Origin of the sequence: Cylindrospermum stagnale PCC 7417, from assembly GCF_000317535.1 — a bacterium.
Lineage (GTDB): Bacteria > Cyanobacteriota > Cyanobacteriia > Cyanobacteriales > Nostocaceae > Cylindrospermum > Cylindrospermum stagnale.
The window spans coordinates 425,303-446,210 of sequence record NC_019757.1 but is presented as its reverse complement, the minus strand read 5'-3'; the positions used below and the strand labels follow the sequence as shown (position 1 = coordinate 446,210).

At 43.7% G+C, this 20,908-nt stretch carries 14 protein-coding genes; 8 read left to right on the top strand and 6 right to left on the bottom strand.

Going from position 1 to position 20,908, the window contains the following annotated elements:
* The first annotated feature begins 607 nt into the window (after positions 1-607).
* Together CYLST_RS35435 and CYLST_RS02005 are read left to right on the top strand one after the other, a co-directional pair.
* Positions 608-5,914, top strand: coding sequence for a DUF4347 domain-containing protein (locus CYLST_RS35435; protein WP_015206030.1), 5,307 nt, complete (start codon positions 608-610; stop codon positions 5,912-5,914).
* Positions 5,915-5,977: 63 nt separating this feature from the next.
* Positions 5,978-6,586, top strand: coding sequence for a PEP-CTERM sorting domain-containing protein (locus tag CYLST_RS02005; protein ID WP_015206029.1), 609 nt, complete (start codon positions 5,978-5,980; stop codon positions 6,584-6,586).
* Positions 6,587-7,015: 429 nt separating this feature from the next.
* Here CYLST_RS02005 and CYLST_RS02000 read toward each other — a convergent pair whose 3' ends face one another.
* The gene (locus CYLST_RS02000; protein ID WP_015206028.1) at positions 7,016-9,607 is read right to left on the bottom strand and encodes a M1 family metallopeptidase; all 2,592 of its coding nucleotides are present in this window, start codon (positions 9,605-9,607) and stop codon (positions 7,016-7,018) included.
* Between the two features lie 511 nt (positions 9,608-10,118).
* Between CYLST_RS02000 and CYLST_RS01990 the strand changes: the two genes are divergently transcribed.
* From CYLST_RS01990 to CYLST_RS01980, 3 genes are all read left to right on the top strand, one after another.
* Positions 10,119-11,810 (top strand): DUF3352 domain-containing protein, encoded by a 1,692-nt coding sequence (locus CYLST_RS01990; RefSeq protein ID WP_015206027.1) that lies wholly within the window; start codon positions 10,119-10,121, stop codon positions 11,808-11,810.
* A 146-nt stretch (positions 11,811-11,956) separates the two neighbouring features.
* Positions 11,957-12,877 carry a class I SAM-dependent methyltransferase gene (locus CYLST_RS01985; protein ID WP_015206026.1) on the top strand — a complete coding sequence of 307 codons (921 nt, stop codon included), beginning with the start codon at positions 11,957-11,959 and terminating at the stop codon, positions 12,875-12,877.
* Positions 12,870-13,817 carry a PrsW family intramembrane metalloprotease gene (locus tag CYLST_RS01980; RefSeq protein ID WP_015206025.1) on the top strand — a complete coding sequence of 316 codons (948 nt, stop codon included), beginning with the start codon at positions 12,870-12,872 and terminating at the stop codon, positions 13,815-13,817. Before CYLST_RS01985 ends, CYLST_RS01980 begins: the two co-directional genes overlap by 8 nt.
* A 99-nt stretch (positions 13,818-13,916) precedes the next feature.
* Here CYLST_RS01980 and CYLST_RS01975 read toward each other — a convergent pair whose 3' ends face one another.
* Positions 13,917-14,789 carry a 6-carboxytetrahydropterin synthase gene (locus tag CYLST_RS01975; protein ID WP_015206024.1) on the bottom strand — a complete coding sequence of 291 codons (873 nt, stop codon included), beginning with the start codon at positions 14,787-14,789 and terminating at the stop codon, positions 13,917-13,919.
* 232 nt (positions 14,790-15,021) lie between these two features.
* Here CYLST_RS01975 and CYLST_RS01970 point away from each other — a divergent pair, with 232 nt between their 5' ends.
* The 3 genes from CYLST_RS01970 to CYLST_RS01960 all read left to right on the top strand — a co-directional run bounded on the left by CYLST_RS01970 (position 15,022) and on the right by CYLST_RS01960 (position 16,540).
* A complete protein-coding gene (locus CYLST_RS01970; protein ID WP_041232919.1) occupies positions 15,022-15,390 on the top strand; it encodes an SMEK domain-containing protein in 369 nt (122 codons plus the stop codon).
* Between the two features lie 303 nt (positions 15,391-15,693).
* Positions 15,694-16,017: a hypothetical protein gene (locus CYLST_RS01965; protein WP_041232918.1), complete on the top strand. Its 324-nt coding sequence runs from the start codon at positions 15,694-15,696 to the stop codon at positions 16,015-16,017.
* 241 nt (positions 16,018-16,258) lie between these two features.
* Positions 16,259-16,540 (top strand): hypothetical protein, encoded by a 282-nt coding sequence (locus tag CYLST_RS01960; protein WP_015206023.1) that lies wholly within the window; start codon positions 16,259-16,261, stop codon positions 16,538-16,540.
* Here CYLST_RS01960 and CYLST_RS01955 read toward each other — a convergent pair.
* From CYLST_RS01955 to CYLST_RS01940, 4 genes are all read right to left on the bottom strand, one after another.
* Complete coding sequence (locus CYLST_RS01955; protein WP_015206022.1) at positions 16,530-17,222, bottom strand: J domain-containing protein; 693 nt, start codon at positions 17,220-17,222, stop codon at positions 16,530-16,532. The two genes, CYLST_RS01960 and CYLST_RS01955, sit on opposite strands and share 11 nt — an antisense overlap.
* A gap of 10 nt (positions 17,223-17,232) precedes the next feature.
* On the bottom strand, positions 17,233-18,201 hold the full coding sequence (cysK, locus tag CYLST_RS01950; protein ID WP_015206021.1) for a cysteine synthase A: 969 nt from the start codon (positions 18,199-18,201) through the stop codon (positions 17,233-17,235).
* A gap of 49 nt (positions 18,202-18,250) precedes the next feature.
* Entirely contained in the window at positions 18,251-18,688 is a 438-nt protein-coding gene (locus tag CYLST_RS01945) for an RrF2 family transcriptional regulator (RefSeq protein WP_015206020.1), read from the bottom strand.
* 437 nt (positions 18,689-19,125) lie between these two features.
* Positions 19,126-20,850, bottom strand: coding sequence for an iron uptake porin (locus CYLST_RS01940; protein WP_015206019.1), 1,725 nt, complete (start codon positions 20,848-20,850; stop codon positions 19,126-19,128).
* Positions 20,851-20,908 lie beyond the last annotated feature (58 nt).

Below are 20,908 nucleotides of genomic sequence, written 5' to 3'. Positions count from 1 at the left end.
CAGATAAAAATAAAATATTAATCTTCTAGTAACCAGTCTATTTTATGTATTCAGGCTGACGGTCATTTCTCTTATTTTTGAAACGCTACGCGTTGAGGGAGCCTGTGCTTTGCGCTAACGCTCCAATTCAAAATTCAAAAACAATTAAATATAGCACTTATCGTGGCGATAAAATACACTTAGTTCTAATAAGTAGAACAACGCAAATAATTAAAAGTTTGTAGTCAGGGCTTCATCCCTATTTTGAGGGCTAAAGCCCTCACTACGAGCTAATTTCAACATCTTTTACTTGACAAAACATAGTTTGATTTCTTTTCGCCTACTTACTTAATGCGTCCGATACCTGCTAGTAAGTGACCCATGTTTATCAATGCATTATTTTGTCAATGCGTAAGTCCTAGCTACAAAATAAGTAAGCGTAAATATTTGTCGTTGGGATTAGGCAAAAAGCAAGAAGCAAAAAGCAGAATGCAAAATGGTTTTAGACTATTTCCAATTTATTTACACAGCTATTTTTATTTATGCTTTTGTATTTTTATACTTGTGTTATCCTACGAAAAGATACAGACTAGAAAAGTTAAAAAGTAACTACGGAGTATAGTAGCCGATGTGCGCTAATTCTAGCCTTACTCAAACTGCTCCTACTGAAACGGCTACCCTTGTGCAGGATAGCGAACATAGAAGAAATTATCCTCAATCCCTGGTTTTCATTGATTCCTCAGTGTCGGACTATGAAACGCTACTAGCTGGTGTAGTGGAAGGAGTAGAGGCTCACGCAATTCACCCAAATCAAGACGGTATCCGACAAATCACAGAAATTTTACAACAGCGTCAGGCGATCGGCACAATACATATTGTTTCTCACGGTTCTCCTGGTTGTTTGTATCTAGGGAATACTCAACTTAATTTAAATAACATCAGCAAATATGCTGAATTGTTGCAGCATTGGCAAAGCAATTTGAGCATTTTACTTTATGGCTGTAACGTCGCTGCTGGGGATGCTGGAGAAGAATTTATTCGCAAGTTATATGAGATTACCAACGCAACTATCAGCGCATCGGCAACCAAAACGGGAAATGCAGCATTAGGGGGAAATTGGAATTTAGAGGTGAGTTTTCCCGAAAATCAGGAAACTTCTCTTGCTTTTTGTAAGGAAACTTTAGCAACTTATCAGGGATTGTTTACACCAACTTTAGTCGGAGAGTGGGATTATTTAAGCGATGCCCAAGCTGTGACAGTTGTGGGTAATTACGCCTACGCTGTGGGGGATGAATTGGAGATCATTGATATTAGCAACCCTGCCAATCCCATTTTTAAGGGAAGTTACAAAATTGATAGTGGTCGAGATGTGCAAGTAGTAGGCAACTACGCCTATGTAATTAATGATTTTTCAGGACTGAACATCATCGACATCAGTAATCCTGCTGCCCCCACCCTCAAGGGTAATTATAGTATTACTGGCTTTGTTTACAGTTTGCAAGTAGCAGGCAACTACGCTTATGTGGTTAATGATTCCTCCAAACTGCAAATCATCGACATCAGCAACCCCGCAGCCCCCACCTTCAAAGGTAATTATAGTAATAATGGCTTTATTAACGATGTGCAAGTAGTAGGCAACTACGCTTATATGGCTGCTGGTAGCAACGGATTGCAAATCATCGACATCAGCAACCCCACTAACCCCACCCTCAAGGGCAATTATACTGCCTATGGCAATAACTATGCTTTGGGTGTGCAAGTAGTAGGCGACTACGCCTATGTGGCTGATGCTTCTTCAGGACTGAAAATCATTAACATCAGCAATCCCGCTTATCCCAACCTCGTTTACCCCCTCAAGGGCAATTATCCTACTTATAACAATGGCTACCCGACTTTTTATGGCTATCCTAATGACGTGAAAGTAGTAGGCAACTACGCTTATCTAGCTAAGTCTTATTTAGATAGTAATGGACTGGAAATCGTCGACATCAGCAACCCCGCTAAACCCATCTTCAAGGGCTTTTATTACACTTCTAGCCTTATTTATGATGTGCAAATAGTAGGCAACTACGCTTATCTAGCTGATGGTTATTCCGGACTGGAAATCATCGACATCAGCAACCCCGCAGGCCCCACCCTCAAGAGCAATTATCATCCATCTGGCTCTGCTAATGATGTGCAAGTAGTAGGCAACTACGCTTATCTAGCGGATGGTGCTTCCGGACTGGAAATCATCGACATCAGCAACCCCGCAGCCCCCACCCTCAAGGGCAATTATGATACTTCAGGCTCGGCTAATGGTGTGCAAATAGTAGGCAACTACGCTTATGTAGCTGATGGTGCTTCCGGACTGGAAATCATCGACATCAGCAACCCCGCAGCCCCCACCCTCAAGGGCAATTATGATACTTCAGGCTCGGCTAATGATCTGCAAATAGTAGGCAACTACGCTTATGTAGCTGATGGTTATTCCGGACTGGAAATCATCGACATCAGCAACCCCGCAGCCCCCACCCTCAAGGGCAATTATGATACTTCAGGCTCGGCTAATGATGTGCAAGTAGTAGGCAATTACGCTTATTTAGCCGATTTTACTTCCGGACTGGAAATCATCGACATCAGCAACCCCGCAGCCCCCACCCTCAAGGGCAATTACACCACTTCTGGCTTGGCTAATGGGGTGCGAGTAGTAGGCAACTACGCTTATCTAGCTGATGGTGCTTCCGGACTGGAAATCATCGACATCAGCAACCCCGCAGCCCCCACCCTCAAGGGCAATTATGATACTTCTGGCTATGCTTCTAATGTGCAAGTAGTAGGCAACTACGCTTATGTAGCTGATGGTACAGGTGGTTTAAAGATTATTGTGAGTGAGTTTACTGCTAGCTCAACACCAAACGAACCTCCTACCACTCTCACCCTATCTAACAGCACCATTGCCGAAAATCAAGCCATTAATACATTTATTGGCAATTTCACCACCACAGACCCAGATATAGGTAATACATTCATCTATACCTTAGTTGCAGGTACAGGTGCAACAGATAACAATTTATTCACCATAGTTGGTAATCAAATCAAAACTAATGCAGTTTTCGACTACGAAACAAAGAATAGCTATAGTGTTCGCGTCCGAACTATCGACCAAGGTGGCTTATCTTATGAACAGCCCTTAACCATTAGCGTTACCAATGTTAACGATGCTCCTATTGTTACTCTTACCAGTGACACTTTAGCCAACGCCGAGAATGATACTACAGTAATTGACTCAGCAATTATCGTCAGTGATGTAGATTCAGCTAATTTGGTGAGTGCCACCGTCAGCATTACGAATGGCTTCACATTGGGGCAAGATTACCTTAACTTCACCAACCAAAATGGGATTACAGGCAGTTACAACAGCAATACTGGTGTATTGACTTTAACTGGAAGCGCCACCGTTGCAGATTACCAAACCGCTTTGCGTTCAATTACTTATACCAACAGCAGCGAGATCCCCAGCACTACACTCCGCACTATCAGCTTTCAGGTAAATGATGGCAGCTTAGACAGTAGCGTTGTAACTCGTAATGTCAACATCATTTCAGTTAACGATGTCCCGGTGTTGGTGAATCAGAACTTCACGGTCAACGAAGGTAGCACCATCATCGTTACCAACAGTATGCTACAGACAACGGATGTAGATAATACCGATGATCAACTCATCTATACCCTAAAAGAACTGCCTGTAAATGGCATATTGCAGTTAAATGGCATTAACTTAGCTATCAACAGCACATTTAGCCAGGATGACATCAACAACAGCCGCGTCACCTACATCCACAATGGCAGTGAAACCACCAACGATAGCTTTAACTTCGTTGTGTCTGATGGTTCTATCATCACCCGCATCTCCACAGCCTCAGATGGCACTCAGGGGAATGGTAATTCCGTCAGTCCATCCATCTCAGCGGATGGGCGCTATGTGGCGTTTGATTCTTATGCCTCCAACCTGGTGAGTGGCGACACTAACGGCAGCATAGATGTGTTCGTCAAAGACTTAACCACCAACAGCATCACCCGTATCTCCACAGCCTCAGATGGCACTCAGGGGAATAATTTCTCCTACAATTCAGCCATCTCAGCCGATGGGCGTTATGTGTTGTTTCAGTCTTCTGCCTCCAATCTGGTGAGTGGCGACACTAACGGTAGCGCAGATGTGTTCGTCAAAGACTTAACCACCAACAGCATCACCCGCATCTCCACAGCCTCAGACGGTACTCAGGGGAATGGTGGCTCCTTCTCTCCAGCCATCTCAGCGGATGGGCGTTATGCGTTGTTTCAGTCTTATGCCTCCAACCTGGTGAGTGGTGACACTAACGGCACACAAGATGTGTTCGTCAAAGACTTAACCACCAACAGCATCACCCGCATCTCCACAGCCTCAGACGGTACTCAGGGGAATGATATCTCCTACTATTCAGCCATCTCAGCCGATGGGCGTTATGTGTTGTTTCAGTCTTCTGCCTCCAACCTGGTGAGTGGCGACACTAACGGTAGCGCAGATGTGTTCGTCAAAGACTTAACCACCAACAGCATCGCCCGCATCTCCACAGCCTCAGACGGTACTCAGGGGAATAGTAGCTCCTACAATTCAGCCATCTCAGCCGATGGGCGTTATGTGGTATTTCTGTCTTCTGCCTCCAACCTGGTGAGTGGTGACACTAACGGCACAACAGATGTGTTCGTCAAAGACTTAGCCACCAACAGCATCACCCGCATCTCCACAGCCTCAGACGGTACTCAGGGGAATAGTATCTCCTACAATTCAGCCATCTCAGCCGATGGGCGTTATGTGGTGTTTAATTCTTATGCCTCCAACCTGGTGAGTGGTGACACTAACGACACACAAGATGTGTTCGTCAAAGACTTAGCCACCAACAGCATCACCCGCATCTCCACAGCCTCAGACGGTACTCAGGGAAATAGTAGCTCCTACGATTCATCCATCTCAACCGATGGGCGTTATGTGGTGTTTGATTCTTATGCCTCCAACCTGGTGAGTGGTGACACTAACGGCATAAGAGATGTGTTTATCTCCATTTTTGGGGTGATTAATGGTAGTGCCAGTATCACTGTCAACCCTATAAATGACGTGCCTGTTATTATTAATAACACTAGCACTGCCATATTTTACGTTGAGAATGATACTACAGCAATTGACTCAGCAATTATCGTCAGTGATGTAGATTCAGCTAATTTGGTGAGTGCCACCGTCAGCATTACGAATGGCTTCACATTGGGGCAAGATCACCTCAACTTCACCAACCAAAATGGGATTACAGGCAGTTACAACACCAATACTGGTGTATTAACTTTAACTGGAAGCGCCACCGTTGCAGATTACCAAACCGCTTTACGTTCAATTATTTATGCCAGCAGCAGCGACATCCCCAACAATATACTCCGCACTATCAGCTTTCAGGTAAATGATGGCAGCTTAGATAGTAGCGTTGTGACTCGTAACGTGACGATTATTCCCGAAGCTCCCATCACAGGTAATGGTTATAACCCCCTGATCGGTACTACTGGGAACGATGTCATTATTGGTGGACCCGGTGCTAAAACTCTCACAGGCAATGGTGGAAATGATGTATTTGTTTTCAACAGTCTCAAAGATGTAGGTCAACGCATCGCTGACTTTGGCGTTGGTGATGACAAAATCGACATCAGTCAACTACTTACTAACATTGGTTATGGCGGTACAGACCCTATTGCTGATGGCTATGTGAAGTTCGTACTAGGAAGTACAGCTAACAGTAGCGTTCTCCAGATAGACCGCGATGGTGTTCTTGGTTCGGCAATTTTCAAGAACTTCCTTCAGTTGGACAACGTTACCCCAACTCAAATGAACAACTCCAACAACTTCGTGTTCGGTAATAACATCTCGAACTAAAACTTTGTAGTGAGGACTCAAGTAAAAGCTATTCACCTTCATTCAAGTCACAATTAGGATTTCATGTTTACTAACATCAAACACTCATTTTTTACCGTCGGTACTGGCAGTTTATTAAGTCTCGGTACTTTGACTATTGCTAACCCAAGCTACGCCGTCACTCTTGACCTAACTACTTGGAACAAAATTGGTGATGCCACTCTTAATTCTCCAACTCAAGCAACTATCAATTCAGGTACTGAACCTACCGTGAATACTGGTGGTGGTTCAGGTTCTCTCGAAGAGTTTTTAAGTATTCCGAATAATGCGATAGTTGACGCAATCCCAAATGCAGTTTTTGGTTCTGCCATCCAGAAAACCTATGCTGTAAACAGTGGTGATGTTTTCAGTTTCAACTATACTTTTTCGCCCTCTGACTCTGATGTTGCTTTTGTGACGATTAACAACATCATCACTACTTTAACAGCAAGCTCTCCTTTCAGCTACAGCTTCACTAATGCGGGTAATTACAATATCGGCATTGGTGTTGTTGATGTGAATGATTCTATTGGCCCATCAACCTTGACAGTAACGAACGCCGATCTCCAATCAGTTCCCGAACCCACAACTATGCTGGGTTTACTTACGGGGCTGGGGTTTGGCGCAGCTATGAAGCGGCGCTTCCGTAAATAATTTTCTTTAAAGGATGTTTGTAAAGTCTCAAAATTGATCGAGATCCCCCTAAATCCCCCTTTCCAAGGGGGACTTTAAGACAGGACTTACGCAAGAACTCTCTCAAACCCTTCTTTCTTTGTGTCCTTTGCGTCCTTTGCGGTTTGTTTCTTCATGATGAAAGCGTAAGTCCTGTAAGAGTTTCTTGCCCCCCTTTCTAAGGTGGGTTGGGGGGATCAAAACGGTGTGAGGCAACTCTAGAAGACTTGTGTGTACACCGTAGGCTTGCGGGGAGGGGAGACAAAGCACAGAGTTCGGCTCTTTGGGGTTCTTTGCCTACGGCACGCTCCGCAAACGGGAATATAAAGTAATTTGCCGGACTTGATCTAATTGGTAATTTAAAAAAAGCTATTACCAATTACCAATTACCAATTACCAATTACCAATTACCTACTTTGATTTTGCCTCCAAATTTTCTAAGCGGCTTTTTAGTCCCTGATTTTGTTGTTTTAGTTGGTCGAGTTCTTCACGCAACTGACGGAGAGTTTTTTCTGGGCCAATATTCTTTTGCACTTTGGTAGTTTCTTCTTCAGCATAGCGACGCACACGCCCATCTGGTGTTTGAGCAGCTAAAGATTGCAAAATCCCCACCGCTTTGGGGGTTTCCATTTGTCCTAATGCTGTCACCACTGCTATTTGGGTTAAAAAGAAGGTTTCTTTGGCTAATTCTGTTAATCGTTCTAAAATCCGTTCTAAATTTACCGGAAGTTGCCCAACAGAAATTTTGCCTAAAGCGCGAATTGCCGCTAAACGTAATATTTGCGGAACGCCGAGTTTGGTATATTCAAGTAACAGATTTAAAGCTGCTTCTGAGGTTTTAAGTTCAGCTAAACCGCCAATGGACCCACTGCGTACTACTTCATTCCAACCCGCCCTTTCTTCTAAAACGGTTTTTAGCAACTTGAGGACTTTTTCTTCCTTGGGTTTTTCTTCTAAGTTAGCAGATGCGATCGCCCCAATTGCCCGACAAGCAGCAGCTTCTACATAATAGCTGGGATCACCATCTTGGACGAAGTTTTTCACGGCTTTATAGCTTTCATGGGTTTTGATTTGCGCGAGTACTTCCACCACAGATCGCCGCACAAGTGCATTTTCGTCTTTTAACCCAGGAATTAGGCTATCAAAGGCTTGATCTAATTTGATTTCTGCCAATTGTTTTGCTACTTCCACGCGCACACCCCAGAATGGATCATTTTGTAATGCCGCTGCTAGTGCTTTAGTTGCTTCTAAGCCGCCTTTTTTCCCTAAAGCTACTGCTGCATAGATGCGAGAAATCGGATTAGGGTCAAATTCTAACTGTGCTTTTAATTCCGGTAATGGGTATTCTAAGGTGACAGTTTTTAGGTAATTATTCCCAACATCAAAGCTGATGAAATCAGGCTTTTCTGCTAGGGGGAAGTAGAAGCTTTGTTCGCGTTCATTCACCCGCACACTAAAAGTGCTGAGTTCAGACTTTGAATTCTGTGGCTGATAACCAAAACCGATAGGAATTTTCAGGTCGAATAAATCCTTATTACCATTTTTTTCAGCACTTGCTTGGGTTTGAGTTACTGTCACTTTCGCTAAATTAGCATCCCCATCCCAAGAGTAAGCCACTTGAAAATCGGGATGGCCGCCACGATAAACATATTGGTCGAAGAGGAAGGTGAGATTACGCCCAGTTGCTTTTTCAATCGCCCGGAGTAGGTCTACTGTTTCGACGGTTTTGTGGGCGTTATCTTGGACAAATGTGTGGATTGCTGGCCAAAATAATTCGTCTCCTAATTCTGCCCGAATCATGTGATAAACACAAGATCCTTTTTCGTAGATGTGGCGATCGTAAAGTTCGATGGCTTCTCGGTAAATATGAGTTACCATCGGTCGGCGGTAGCGGTTACTATCTTCGTTAATGTAACTCCGGGCTTCTAATAACCGATAGTAAGCGGCTTCCTGTGCCCCATATTCCTGTTCTGTCCACATTACTTCAGAGTAAGAAGCCATGCCTTCTTTAATCCAAGCATGAGACCAATGCTTAATTACGACTAAATCGCCAAACCACTGATGCGCTAGTTCGTGAACAACTAAACTTTCGGTGCTGCGGTTATCTAATATTGCTCGTTCGTCAAGTAAACAGCGATCGCTTAACAGGGTGGTGGAGGTGTTTTCCATACCCCCAAAGATGAAGTCGTTGACGCAAACTTGGGCGTACTTGGGGTAAGGGTAGGCATAACCATACTTTTGACTCAGAAATTCGATCATCCTCGGAGTTTTGCCCATGCTGCGCTTGGCATCTTTTTCCCGTCCTTTTTCTACGTAGTAGGTAACGGGTAACCCAAGCCACTCATCCCGAATTTCGGCAAAGTCTCCTACCGCCAGAGTCATCAAGTAGGTAGGATGAATTTGCTGCTGTAACCAATGGTAAATTTGGCGATCGCCATCTTCTGCTGTGTCAATCAGTTCGCCGTTAGAAATAGCCACCAAGGGTTTGGGGACACTAACGCGAATTTCGGAAGTAGACAATTGTCCTGGGTAGTCAAAGCAGGGGAACCAGAAGCGAGAGTCTTCGTCTTCTCCTTGAGTCCAGACTTGGGTGGGCTTGTTGGGGTAGTGTTTGTCAGGTTGAATAAAGTAAAGACCGCGTTGCGGTTTTTCTACTGAATAAGCGATCGCTATTAACAACTGTTTACCAATCTGTGTTGGTTGCGAAAGTTGGATGGTTAGCTGTTCTCCGTCATAGTCAAACTTCTGCTGCACCTCGTCCACTTCCACAGACTGGATATTCAAGTTAACAGCATCCAAAATTAACCGTTCCAGACCATTGCGAATAGGCAATAGACGAATGCGGCAACTGCCGTGATAACTTTGGTTGGGAATATCTAAGCTGAGGTCAAGAAAAATATGCTCTACTTGTCCGGGGCGATCAGGGTTGTAGTGTGGTTTTGCCCCTGGTAACTCAAAAGGTTTGTGGCCGTTATTCTCTGTATCAAAATAAGACTGCGACATAGATCCTTAATGAACTTGTAATTCTGAAAAGTCTAGCTGGCTGTAGTTCAGAAAAATAGAGATTTTGGGTATATTTCCCAAAAAATATGGCAATTTGGCAGTATTCCCCTCTGGGGTTGGGAATTTGCATCAATTTCCCCATCTTGCTCCCACATCTGCTTCCCCTGAATGTCATCTGATAATCTGCACTCTTTTGTCATCGTGTCAAGAGTTTCTTGCGCCGCGATCGATGCCTTTTAAGTACAAATACTACCAACTATTCCTATAGCTTAGAATAGCTTGTCACTGTCAAGCAGACTATTTTTTCCAGAAGAAAAATATCTCATTTGCGGATTTGCCCCTGATGCCGTTGAAGTATTTTTTAGAGGAATTACGAATAGTGCCTGTGTAAAAATACTGGAATTTTCAGTAATTACCGATAAATTACTCGAGATTGTGATTAAATCAAAAAACTCTACAATGACCCTTGTATCTGCCTCGGTAACAATTTGCGGAAAAAAAGATAATAACAATGCCTGAAACTAAATCAAAGTTTTTAATTCCTGCTGTTGGCGCTGCTCTAGTTGTGGCAGGAAGTGTAGCTGCCTATATATATTTGAAAGGGGGGCCATCTGGAGATAGTTCCAGTGCTCTGAGCAGTGCTAAAGTAGTACCTTCCACAGCATTGATCGCCACTTACATTACTACTGACTCGCAACCCTGGGCGAAGTTACAGCAGTTTGGCACTCCAGAAGCGCAACAGTTAGTGGCAAAAGGTCTACAAGACTTCGATAAAAACCTATTGAAAGACAGTCAAATATCTTACGAAAAAGACATAAAACCTTGGGTTGGTGGGGTAATGATTGCTGTGTTGCCAGCAAATCCAACTCAACCCGCACAGTTGAAGACGCCTGCTGATCAACCAAATGCACCCATTAAGGTACAGCAGGAACCGAATATCTTGTTGGTAGTGGGAATTAAGGACAAACTCGGCGCGTTAAATTTTGGTAACAAATTAAAGGGACAAAAAGGCGTTAAAACCCAAGAGTCCGACTACAAAGGTCAAAAAGTTGTCGAAACTACAGGCAAGGGCAAACCAACATATACCGTAGTTTTGGATAATAGCCATTTGGTATTAGCTCCGTCCAAGCAAGCTGTTTATCAGGCAGTTGACACCTTTAAAGGGGAAGCTTCTTTTGCCAGCATTGAAGGTGCAAGCAGTATTCTCAGCAAAGGCGTGGACGTCAAAAATACGATCGCTCAAATCTACATACCTGACTATGGGAACATGGTCAAGCAATTGGCATCCCTGAATCCCCAGGCGTCGCCGTTACCCCCGCAAACCCTGACGCAACTGAAGCAGGTGAAATCGATGGTGGCGGGTATTGGTGTTGATGATGCCGGACTACGATTAAAAGCGATCGCCAATTTAGATCCGCAACTGAACAAATTTCAGTATCAAACCACTCCCGCTAAAATAGTCGGGCAGTTTCCCACTGAGACGATTGCTCTCATTAGCGGACAGGGTATCAGCCGTACCTGGCAAACCATCACAGAGCAGTCAAAAGATTATCCTGAATTTAAGCAGGGCATTGAACAGCTTCGCACACCACTAAAATCAGTCAATATTGACTTAGATAAAGATATTTTTAGCTGGATGAATGGAGAATTTGCCTTTGGTGCTGTGCAATCTAGTCAGGGTGTGTTGGCAAATGTTGGTTTTGGGGGAGCTTTAGTATTTGACACAAGCGATCGCAAAACAGCAGAAGCCACCTTCACTAAACTAGATGACCTAGCCAAAAAGCAATCCCTGAGCATCACCCAAAGAACTATTGGCGGTAAAAACATTACTGAATGGCAAATCCCCCAACAAGGAGCTTTATTAGCACATGGTTGGCTAGATCAAGATACCGTCTTTCTCGCCCTTGGTGGCCCCCTTGCTGAAGCTCTAGCAGACCGCAAGAGTCAATCTCTTGATAATAGCGACAACTTCAAAACCGTCACTGGTTCATTGCAACAGCCCAATGGAGGCTACTTCTACCTTGATATGGAGAAAGCCGTCACCTTGATTAATCGTTTTGCCGCGCAAACTCAACCCATAGCGCCACAAACCAGTGTGATCTTGGGTTCTATCCGGGGTTTTGGTGTTACCGCTGTTAGCCCCGATAAATCCACCACTCAAGTTGAGATGTTGCTAGCTCTCAAACCAAGTACCGCTAAGTAGGGTTAATTCCTAGGAATGGGGTATTGAGTAATTATCTCCACGCCCCATTCCCCATTGTTCCTGAAAGCTAGAAATCTTCACAGTTCTGGACTGACGTTCAGCAAATATGTCATAAGTGAAAAAGGCTGTTAAACGCAAATTGATTTATGACTGCTGCTGTAAAAACTTCTCCTGACTTAGTCTCCCGTTTAGTGAACGGTATCCTGGCAATTAAGCCTCTAGCCAGCCTCGCCAAGCACCAAGCCAGACAAATGATGATTAAACGCGCTGAAAGAATTGGTGTACCTTGGATACAAGAAGTAGAGAAGCTACAGGCGCGTGATTGGAAACCTGACCTAGCTAAAGTACAAAATCCTCAGATAACCTACCCAGAATACTATCTGCGAACATTTCACGCCTACGACGACGGCAATCTCGGCTGGAAAGCGGCTTTAGAATTAGAAGTTGCTGCTTGTACAGTCCATGCCGGAATTTGGCCCGATGCTGGGGCGCAAGGCGATCGCCAACTGCGTCAAAGTTACCATGATATCCTCAAAGAGCAAATTCCCCATCAACCGCAACACATCCTAGACTTAGCTTGCGGTGTGGGCTTAAGTACCTTTGCTCTACAAGCAGTTTATCCCGACGCCAACATTACAGGCTTAGACTTATCTCCCTATTTCTTAGCCGTTGCCGATTATCGCTCACAGCAACGTCAGGCTAAAATCAACTGGGTTCATGCTGCTGCTGAATCTACTGGCTTACCAGATGCCTCGTTTAATTTAGTTTCTATTTTCCTGATGTGCCACGAATTGCCCCAGTCAGCAACTAGGCAGATTTTTGCTGAGGCGCGGCGTCTACTGCGTCCGGGTGGATACTTGGCAATCATGGACATGAATCCCAAATCGGAGATTTACAAGAAAATGCCCCCTTACATTTTGACTCTGCTTAAAAGCACTGAACCTTATTTAGATGAATATTTCACCTTAGACATTGAGCAAGTCCTAGTTGAGGCGGGTTTCCAAACTCCGAATATCACTCGCAACAGTCCCCGTCACCGTACTGTAATTGCTCAGGTGAGTGGCTGATTTCTCTCTACTGCTATGGGCAGTCATCCCACCGCTGCTGTTTCTGTTGCTCTACTACCGTCGTATCCCTGCTGCCCCACCGCTGTCACATCTTCTATTGTTTTTTATCTTCGGGGCAATCTCTGGTTTCCTAGCCCTCCGACTAGAAGAATGGGTTGCACATTGGCAACAGATACCGCACTCATTCCTAGGTAAGGCTCTACGGCAGCTGCTGGAAGTAGGTCCAATTGAAGAAGGCTGCAAGTTAGCAGCAGTTGTGGCGCCAACCTACCATCTGCAACGCAGGTATCGATTACGTGCTACTACCGTTTTCCTGTTCACGATCGCCGTTTCCCTGGGATTCACCGCCGAAGAAAACTGGATTTACCTTTTTCACGGTACAGCATCAGCTGTTGAACGTAGTATTGGCACACCAGTTCATGCGATGTTTTCTGCCCCCTGGGGTTATGCCTGGGGAATATACATTTCCTCCAGCATGCGGTTAAATCGAGACAGGAATTTGATTTTTAGGGCTGGGCTAAATTCTGTGATCTGTCATGCCCTAGCAAATATCCTATCTAGCGCTTGGGGTTATCCACCACCGCTACGTTTTCTCAGTTCTGGTTTATTTCCCTTCCTAGTATGGATGTTTTGGCGGCTAGAACAACTACTGCGGAGAGTACAAGGCAAACGCCCTATTCCCTTGATATCAGGTTATACACTTCAGCGGCGTTACTGGCAGCGGGGTTTGGTGCTGTTTACCCTCATACTCAGTGGTAATGCTCTTTTTGGTCTATTTATCTTAATCAGAAAACTGCTTCCCTTAAGACCAGTACAGCTTTTATATCCAGATATTTCAATGTTTATACTTAGGCAGTTGTTGCTAAACCTCAGTTTCGGAGTTTTAGCTTGGATAATTTATCGCTATCTGCGACACTCAGCCCGTCGTCGGTATTTTTAAAATAAAATTAGGAAAATGCTAGGAAAATAAGTAAATTTTTCTCCGGGCAAAATCGGGACTGGGGCATGGGAGCATGATCAATGCCCAATGCCCAATGCCCTAAACTCTCGCCAAAACAGGCGCTGTTTTTACAGTACTAGCTGAGTTTAATTCAGACTCAGTGGTGTAAATTTCGCAGGAATTATTCGGACTTTCGATCAGTTTAACTTTGTAAAGCTTGGCTCCCAATTCCTGAATCGGCGATCGCAATACATTACTAATATAAAGTGCGATATTCTCCGCCGTCGGCACAACTTCAGCAAAGAACGCGATATCCTTGTTGAGAAAGGTGTGATCAAATGGTTCTACCACATAATCTGCGATCGCCTGATGCAAAGCACCTAAATCAGCAATCATCCCCGTGCGCGGGTCAATTTCCCCTTTCACAGTCACCTCTAAATGGTAATTATGTCCATGTCCATTAACACGGGCACACTTACCATAAATCTCTGTATTTTCCTCAAGACTGAGGTCAGGATGAGCCAGCCGATGGGCGGCACTAAAGTGCGTACTAATACTGAGGTAAGCTTCCATTCCGTTTCCCATATAATCAGCCCAAAGTTCAGGATGTTCAAACAACTGCACACGGACTAAAGGCAAGTGGGGTGCTAGCCGCTGCCAAACCACCCGTGCAATATTCTCAGTAGTGGGCAGAGTTTCTTGAAAATCTGCCCACACATCATTGAGATAAGAAAAGTCCAATTGGCTGGTAACTTCCCGCTTAATTACCTGTTTCACATCAGACAAATTCAGCACCATGCCATATTTATCCAATTCCCCAGCCAGGGAAATAAATAAGACATAGTTGTGTCCGTGTCCAGGAAATCTAGAGCAAGCACCAAATTTTTCAATATTCTCGGCTTCAGTTAGTTCTGGCAACCAATACCGATGACTTGCCGAAAACTGAGCACGGCGATTTACAATGCATTGCATGAGTACACTGGGAACAGAATTTAAAATTTCTTAATCTTTCACTGTTATCAGTATAAACTAATTTGTCCGTCAGTGATCATTGAAATAAGTAATTTTCATAAGCTTTACGTATAATAATCATCCATGTAGAACGTTACACCTTGTGGGAAACGGTACATTAAGGTTATCTGTTAGAGTTAAAAGAACCGTAAATTTATTTATTCACGTTGTAAAGAAGACTTAGGAGCAATACGTGATTACTAGAGGTTATTTTATAGGTGAAATAATAGACGAATTAGCAAACATTGCTAATCAAGTAGACAACAGATGTAAACTCGGATTAATAGACTTAAATAAATATCTTGAAGACTTCTTTAAAGAAATCTTGAATAAAATACTCGATATAAGCTTGGAAAATCTCAATAATGAAAGAAGCAATGCACCAGGATTAGATTTAGGTGATTCTTTAAAAGGGAAAGCATTTCAAATTACCTCAGAAAAAACATCGGATAAAATTAATCATACTCTGAAGACTATTGTAGACAATAACATAGATCAATACAAGGATATTTATGTTCTAATAATTGGCTACAAGCAAAAAAAATATACCCCAAATCAATAACTATGGGAAACAACAAAATTTCAAGAAGAAAATATTTGGGATATAAATACACTTTGCAAGAAATCGATCGAACTTCCGCTCGATACTTTACAATCTATTCATCAGTATATAAAAAGCGAAGTTGTCAGGGTTAAGATAGATTTAGAGATACCAAATGAAGAAGGTGAATTTTCTACGAGCATTAGAAATTATATTGAAGCAATACCAAAAGAGAAATTTAATGAAAATTTACTCACATCTTATTATGAATATCACATAACTAAATTTAAGAAGGAAAGAGGAAAACAAGAAGATTATTACTCAATGGATGAAGTAAGAGAGGCGTTTTACTTTCTAGTCAAGGAACTTGCCAAGCTGCCTCGCATAACACGAGAATTTTATGCTTTCCTTCTTGAAAGGAGGGATGAAAATTCCTTAGAAAATCCCTCTGGTAAAGTCTTCTGCCGTTTCAATGAAGATAGACTGAGAAGAATCTGTAGATATAGTGATATTGATGGAGAAATTAGATTGCTTACAAGGCATAAATTTATATCTTGGGATCAGCCTGTTCCTATTAATGAAGAGTATTATACAAGCTGGACTGAATCTTTCTATCGTATTCATGTGCCTGTTGATTCTATAGAATAGATTAACTTTTTGATTGCAGATTTTATAGATTTTGTAGAAAATAAAAACATCAGTTATCAAAAACCTATAGTACACCTCAATTTTAGTGATTTCTAATTTGTGGTATAGGTACGGTATAAAACAATTTGACTAATTGATTGCCTTTGGCTAGAAATGCAGCCTTCTAAAGTAATAATTAACTCTAGTCTCTGTCTTAGAATAATGACAGAAGTCTACTAACATTAACTTGTAAATTACCTGTATGTCTTATCCTAAAATCAGTGGTGAAGAAATTACCAAACGTGGCAAAGAACTCTATGAAAAGAGCATACGTCCTCAAGTGGAGACAGTAGAGAATATTGGCAAGATTATTTCAATTAATGTAGAAACAGGTGAATATGAAATCGGTGATGATTTAATAATTACAAGTAGCCGATTACAAGATAAAAAGGCTGATGCCCCAATTTGGGCAGGACGAATCGGCTTTAACGCGGTTTATGCTATTGGTGGTACATTAGAGCAGAATGTGAACTTTATTTACTAACCGAAACTTGTGCTTCTTGGTACAACCTGGTAGCTATACGGAATAGTTCTTGACCAGTGTGTAAATAACGCTCATCATAGCTCAACGGAAAGTAAGCCAACTCCTCAATTCCATCTCCAACTTGACTCAGACAGTAATAGAGATGAGCAGCAGTAGCTGCCAAACTAGGAGGATTCGGCAAAGAACGAAACTTAATTTGCGCTTCTTTAAGATCATCTCGACAGGATTCTAAATAATCCTGAAATTCGTCTAACAATTCATCATCAAAAGGATCAGCGGCTAATTCCTCAATTTGTTCCTCTAGAGAACTGAGAATGCCACAAAGCAAGCGATTAACTGGTTTATAAACTAAGCGCAGCCATTCTTCAACCAGTTCATCAGCATCCCTTCCGGTTGGCCTTGTTGTCTGGTGACGTTTTTGGGCGGATGCTGTACGCGGCTGGCGAGGGCTATTTAATTTTTGGGAGCTATTTTGCAGCTTTTGGTCATAATTTAAGCGGCTTTGTGTATCTCCCAAGACCTCATAAGCTGCATTGATGCGAATAATCTGCTCGTGATCCGCCGTTTCCTGTTGACTGTCAGGATGAAATAATTTTACCAAGCGGCGATAAGCTTGCTTAATCTCCGCCAGGCTGGCATTAGGATCAACTTTTAGGGTTTTATAGTGGTTAGAATCGACCATGAATCTAATTTTATTGTGAGCTAATACTAGCTGCTACCTTTGCCTCTAAATCTTGGAACAACGGTGTACTCAAATATCTTTCGCCAAAACTGGGCTGAATCATTACAATTAAGCGGCCCTCATTTTCTTGACGTTGAGCGACACGAATTGCCGCACATAAAGCTGCTCCACTAGAAATACCAGATAGTAGCCCTTCTTCTCTTGCCAAACGCCGACCGTAGTCAATCGCTTCTTCATCAGTGACGGTAATCACTTCATCAATCAATTTTAGTTGTAGCACTTGGGGAATAAACCCAGCACCAATTCCCTGGATTTTGTGTGGCCCTGGTCTACCCCCAGATAACACTGGACTATTGGCAGGTTCAACTGCGATCGCCTGAAAGCTCGGCTTGCGTGTTTTCAGAATCTCCGATACACCAGTAATCGTACCACCTGTTCCCACCCCCGCCACAATGATATCAACCTGTCCATCAGTGTCTTCCCAGATTTCCGCTGCTGTCGTTTCTTGATGTACTTTCGCATTCGCCGGATTGCGGAACTGTTGTAACATATAGGCATTTGGCGTCGTTTCTACTATCTCTTGCGCCCGTCTAATTGACCCACTCATGCCCTCAATTCCTGGTGTTAGTTCCAGTTCAGCTCCATAGCCCCGTAACATTGCCCGTCGCTCCCCACTCATGGTTTCCGGCATCGTTAAAATTAACCGATAACCCTTAGCTGCTGCTGCCATTGCTAGGGCAATTCCTGTATTTCCCGACGTAGGCTCAACCAATAATGTCTTGCCAGGAGCAATCAGCCCTTCCTTCTCGGCAGCATTAATCATACTCACCCCAATTCGGTCTTTGACTGATGCAGATGGGTTCATGCTTTCCAGTTTCACCACAATCTGAGCAACACACCCTGACTCTTGGGGGATACGGTTCAGTTGCACTAGGGGTGTACGACCAACCAGTTCTGTAATGTTACGAGCAATCCGCATAAATATTCCTTATTCCTTCGTCTTTATTCCTTAGTTATTGGGCCACTTATCAAATGTAGTACATGATATCTAACTGCCGCCGTGAATCTCTTTTTTCACAGAGATCCTGAAGCGAATGCTTTTGCAAGACTGAACTGGCTGCCTGACTTGCTTCTAGCCAGATTTCCTCAACAACAGAACTGTCTACGGTTTTGGGATTGATGTCTTCCTCATAGGTTCGCACGTCTAACCCTTCCAAGCACTCCAAAATCTCTAAAATGCTGATTTTCCAAGGTTCTCGCGTCAACAGATAGCCACCTTTTGAACCGCGTTGACTTTTGACTATACCCCCACGTCTCAAGGTAGCCAGCAACTGTTCTAGATAGCGATCAGGAATGTTTTGTTGTGCAGCAATTTGTCGAATTTGCATCGGTTCGCCACTGCTGTAATGAGTTGCCATCTCTAATAAGGCAAGAATTGCGTATTCAGATTTACAAGATAGTTCCACAGGCAGCAAAGTAAGTAGTGATTGGGTTTAGGAGGAAGTTAACAGCGATCTAACCCAATACGGTTCAGTTAAAGCCAAAAGTCCTAAACTGCGTAGATTGGGGAGCCACACACGTGCGTATTTTCCCCCCTTTCCTCTAAGTGGCATTTGAGGAACGTATCGGAGACAGCGAATGCGAACAGCTTGCCAGAGGCATAACTCAACATTAAATGTTAATTGTTGGGTTTCACTTCGTACTGCTCCGCAGAAGCAAGCTAAAACCCAACCTGCGATTTTTCTTAACTGAACCGTATTAGCTCATAACCTTTTCTAGTATACTCCGGTTCTCCACTGGGGTTTATTCAGTAACCCTACCGAAAATAAAAAACCCCACCTGATGGTGGGGAGCAATAGATTGCAAAAGATTTCTCAAAAATTATCGGCAGATTGTCAACAATCTAGAAAGTGAAGGTTGTTCTGAGAGTACCGATAAATGCATCGTCGTTATCGTTACTTTGACCAGGAGCGGTCAACCAGATAACACCAGGGGTAACAGAGATGTTATCCGACACGCGATATTTGTAGAAGCCTTCAATCTGATATGGGACTTTATTACCACCACCTCGGTTAAGAGCATAGGGTGATGCGCCGCCGAAAATACCCAATACGTTACCCTTCTTACCGAAGTCAGGTAAGGCTAACCCGGCTCCGTAGCTCCAAGCTTCGTAATCATCATTAGCACCGAAGCCTGTGACATCGTGGTAAGATACGAAGCCGCTAACCGATAATTTCTCGCTAGGTCTGAACGCAAGTGACAAACCGTAGGAATTGCTGGAAGACGCATCTGTGCCACTGAGCCTGTTGGCTTGTGAAGTACCTACAACAGGAGAAGTATCGCCTACCCCTAGTGTGCCGCCCCCATCGAATAAAGTCCCATCTGTGCCGTTATAACCATGGACATAGGTAGCGGCTACGCCTATGCGATCGCCAACACTAAAATTCAACTGTCCTAAAGCGGCATAATTGCCATTGAACACACCTTGACCGGCGGTAGGATTATTAGCTTCCGACGCTAAGTAACCTAAGGTTAGTGAACTTGATTTCAAGACACCGCCCGGTTTACCAAAGGGTACGTTAAGTGCTATACCTGCACCACCACCAATCCGATAGATGGGATTTTCCGAAGCGAAGGTAGACAGAGCACCATTACCGCCGTCGGTTTTGTCGAAGAAGTAAGGGTTGTTAACAGCAGCATAGTGACTATGTTGCCCTCCAGCCGCTGCTAAGTAAACTTGAGCAGGCCCAACAGGAGCTTCATAAGTCAAGCGGTCTATCCTAACACTGTTGTCAGTAGTGCTACCCACTTGATATGTTTGTGTGCCTTCTGCTGTATTGACACTTGCACCACCCTGACCCACTATATTAAAGGCTCGTGCATTACCAGCCGATAAACGGGTGGTTAACACATCTCTACCTGTGAAGCTGGTTTGCAAGCCTAAACGTACTCTGTCTTGGAATACGGTATTGTTGGCTTCCCCGGTTCTATCCCCAAAGGCATCACTGACTGCAAAAATCGCTTCACCAACCAGCTTGGTGGTGGTGGAGAACTGATTTGCTTCCAGTTCAGCAGTCCGCGCTTCTAAGGAATCTACACGACCGCGTAGGGTTGCTAGTTCAGCTGAAAATTCTTCTTGTAACCGCTGTAATGTTGCTAAATCCTGTTTTGTCACCAAATCAGCCGTTGCTGTGGCAATCAATTCGTTAACTCGATCCAAACAGGCATTTAAGCCAGCGGCAAATTCGTAACGGGTCAAAGCACGGTTACCGCGGTAAGTACCATTCGGGTAACCAGCAATACAACCATAGCGCTCAACCAAGGACTGCAACGCTTGGAATGCCCAGTCAGTGGGTTGGACATCGGAAAACTGAGAAACAGATGTTACTTGAGACTGACTAGTGTTGCCTTCGTTGCTGTAGCGTTTAACTTGATCCAAAACCTTGGCATCATTGGCTGTTTGCGCCAAGATTTCAGGCTGTTGGGTAACTTGAGTTGTGCCTTGATTTTCTACTGGCGATACTTCAGTGGCTGTATTTGGAGCCGCAATTGCTGTTGCCGAAACTAGCAGCGTTGCTCCTAAAACTGCTGGGCTAACCACCAGGGACTTCCACAAGAGATTAGACATTTTTCCTTTTCTCCTCACACCTTATATACATAATAGTGTTTGCTGCACCTAATTCTCA

What these genes read in the sequence shown, in the direction of transcription:
- CYLST_RS35435 (WP_015206030.1), top strand. Translation starts at nt 608, where the DNA reads ATGTGCGCTAATTCTAGCCTTACTCAAACTGCTCCTACTGAAACGGCT.
- CYLST_RS02005 (WP_015206029.1), top strand. Translation starts at nt 5,978, where the DNA reads ATGTTTACTAACATCAAACACTCATTTTTTACCGTCGGTACTGGCAGT.
- CYLST_RS02000 (WP_015206028.1), bottom strand. Translation starts at nt 9,607, where the DNA reads ATGTCGCAGTCTTATTTTGATACAGAGAATAACGGCCACAAACCTTTT.
- CYLST_RS01990 (WP_015206027.1), top strand. Translation starts at nt 10,119, where the DNA reads ATGCCTGAAACTAAATCAAAGTTTTTAATTCCTGCTGTTGGCGCTGCT.
- CYLST_RS01985 (WP_015206026.1), top strand. Translation starts at nt 11,957, where the DNA reads ATGACTGCTGCTGTAAAAACTTCTCCTGACTTAGTCTCCCGTTTAGTG.
- CYLST_RS01975 (WP_015206024.1), bottom strand. Translation starts at nt 14,789, where the DNA reads ATGCAATGCATTGTAAATCGCCGTGCTCAGTTTTCGGCAAGTCATCGG.
- CYLST_RS01965 (WP_041232918.1), top strand. Translation starts at nt 15,694, where the DNA reads ATGGATGAAGTAAGAGAGGCGTTTTACTTTCTAGTCAAGGAACTTGCC.
- CYLST_RS01960 (WP_015206023.1), top strand. Translation starts at nt 16,259, where the DNA reads ATGTCTTATCCTAAAATCAGTGGTGAAGAAATTACCAAACGTGGCAAA.
- CYLST_RS01955 (WP_015206022.1), bottom strand. Translation starts at nt 17,222, where the DNA reads ATGGTCGATTCTAACCACTATAAAACCCTAAAAGTTGATCCTAATGCC.
- cysK (WP_015206021.1), bottom strand. Translation starts at nt 18,201, where the DNA reads ATGCGGATTGCTCGTAACATTACAGAACTGGTTGGTCGTACACCCCTA.
- CYLST_RS01940 (WP_015206019.1), bottom strand. Translation starts at nt 20,850, where the DNA reads ATGTCTAATCTCTTGTGGAAGTCCCTGGTGGTTAGCCCAGCAGTTTTA.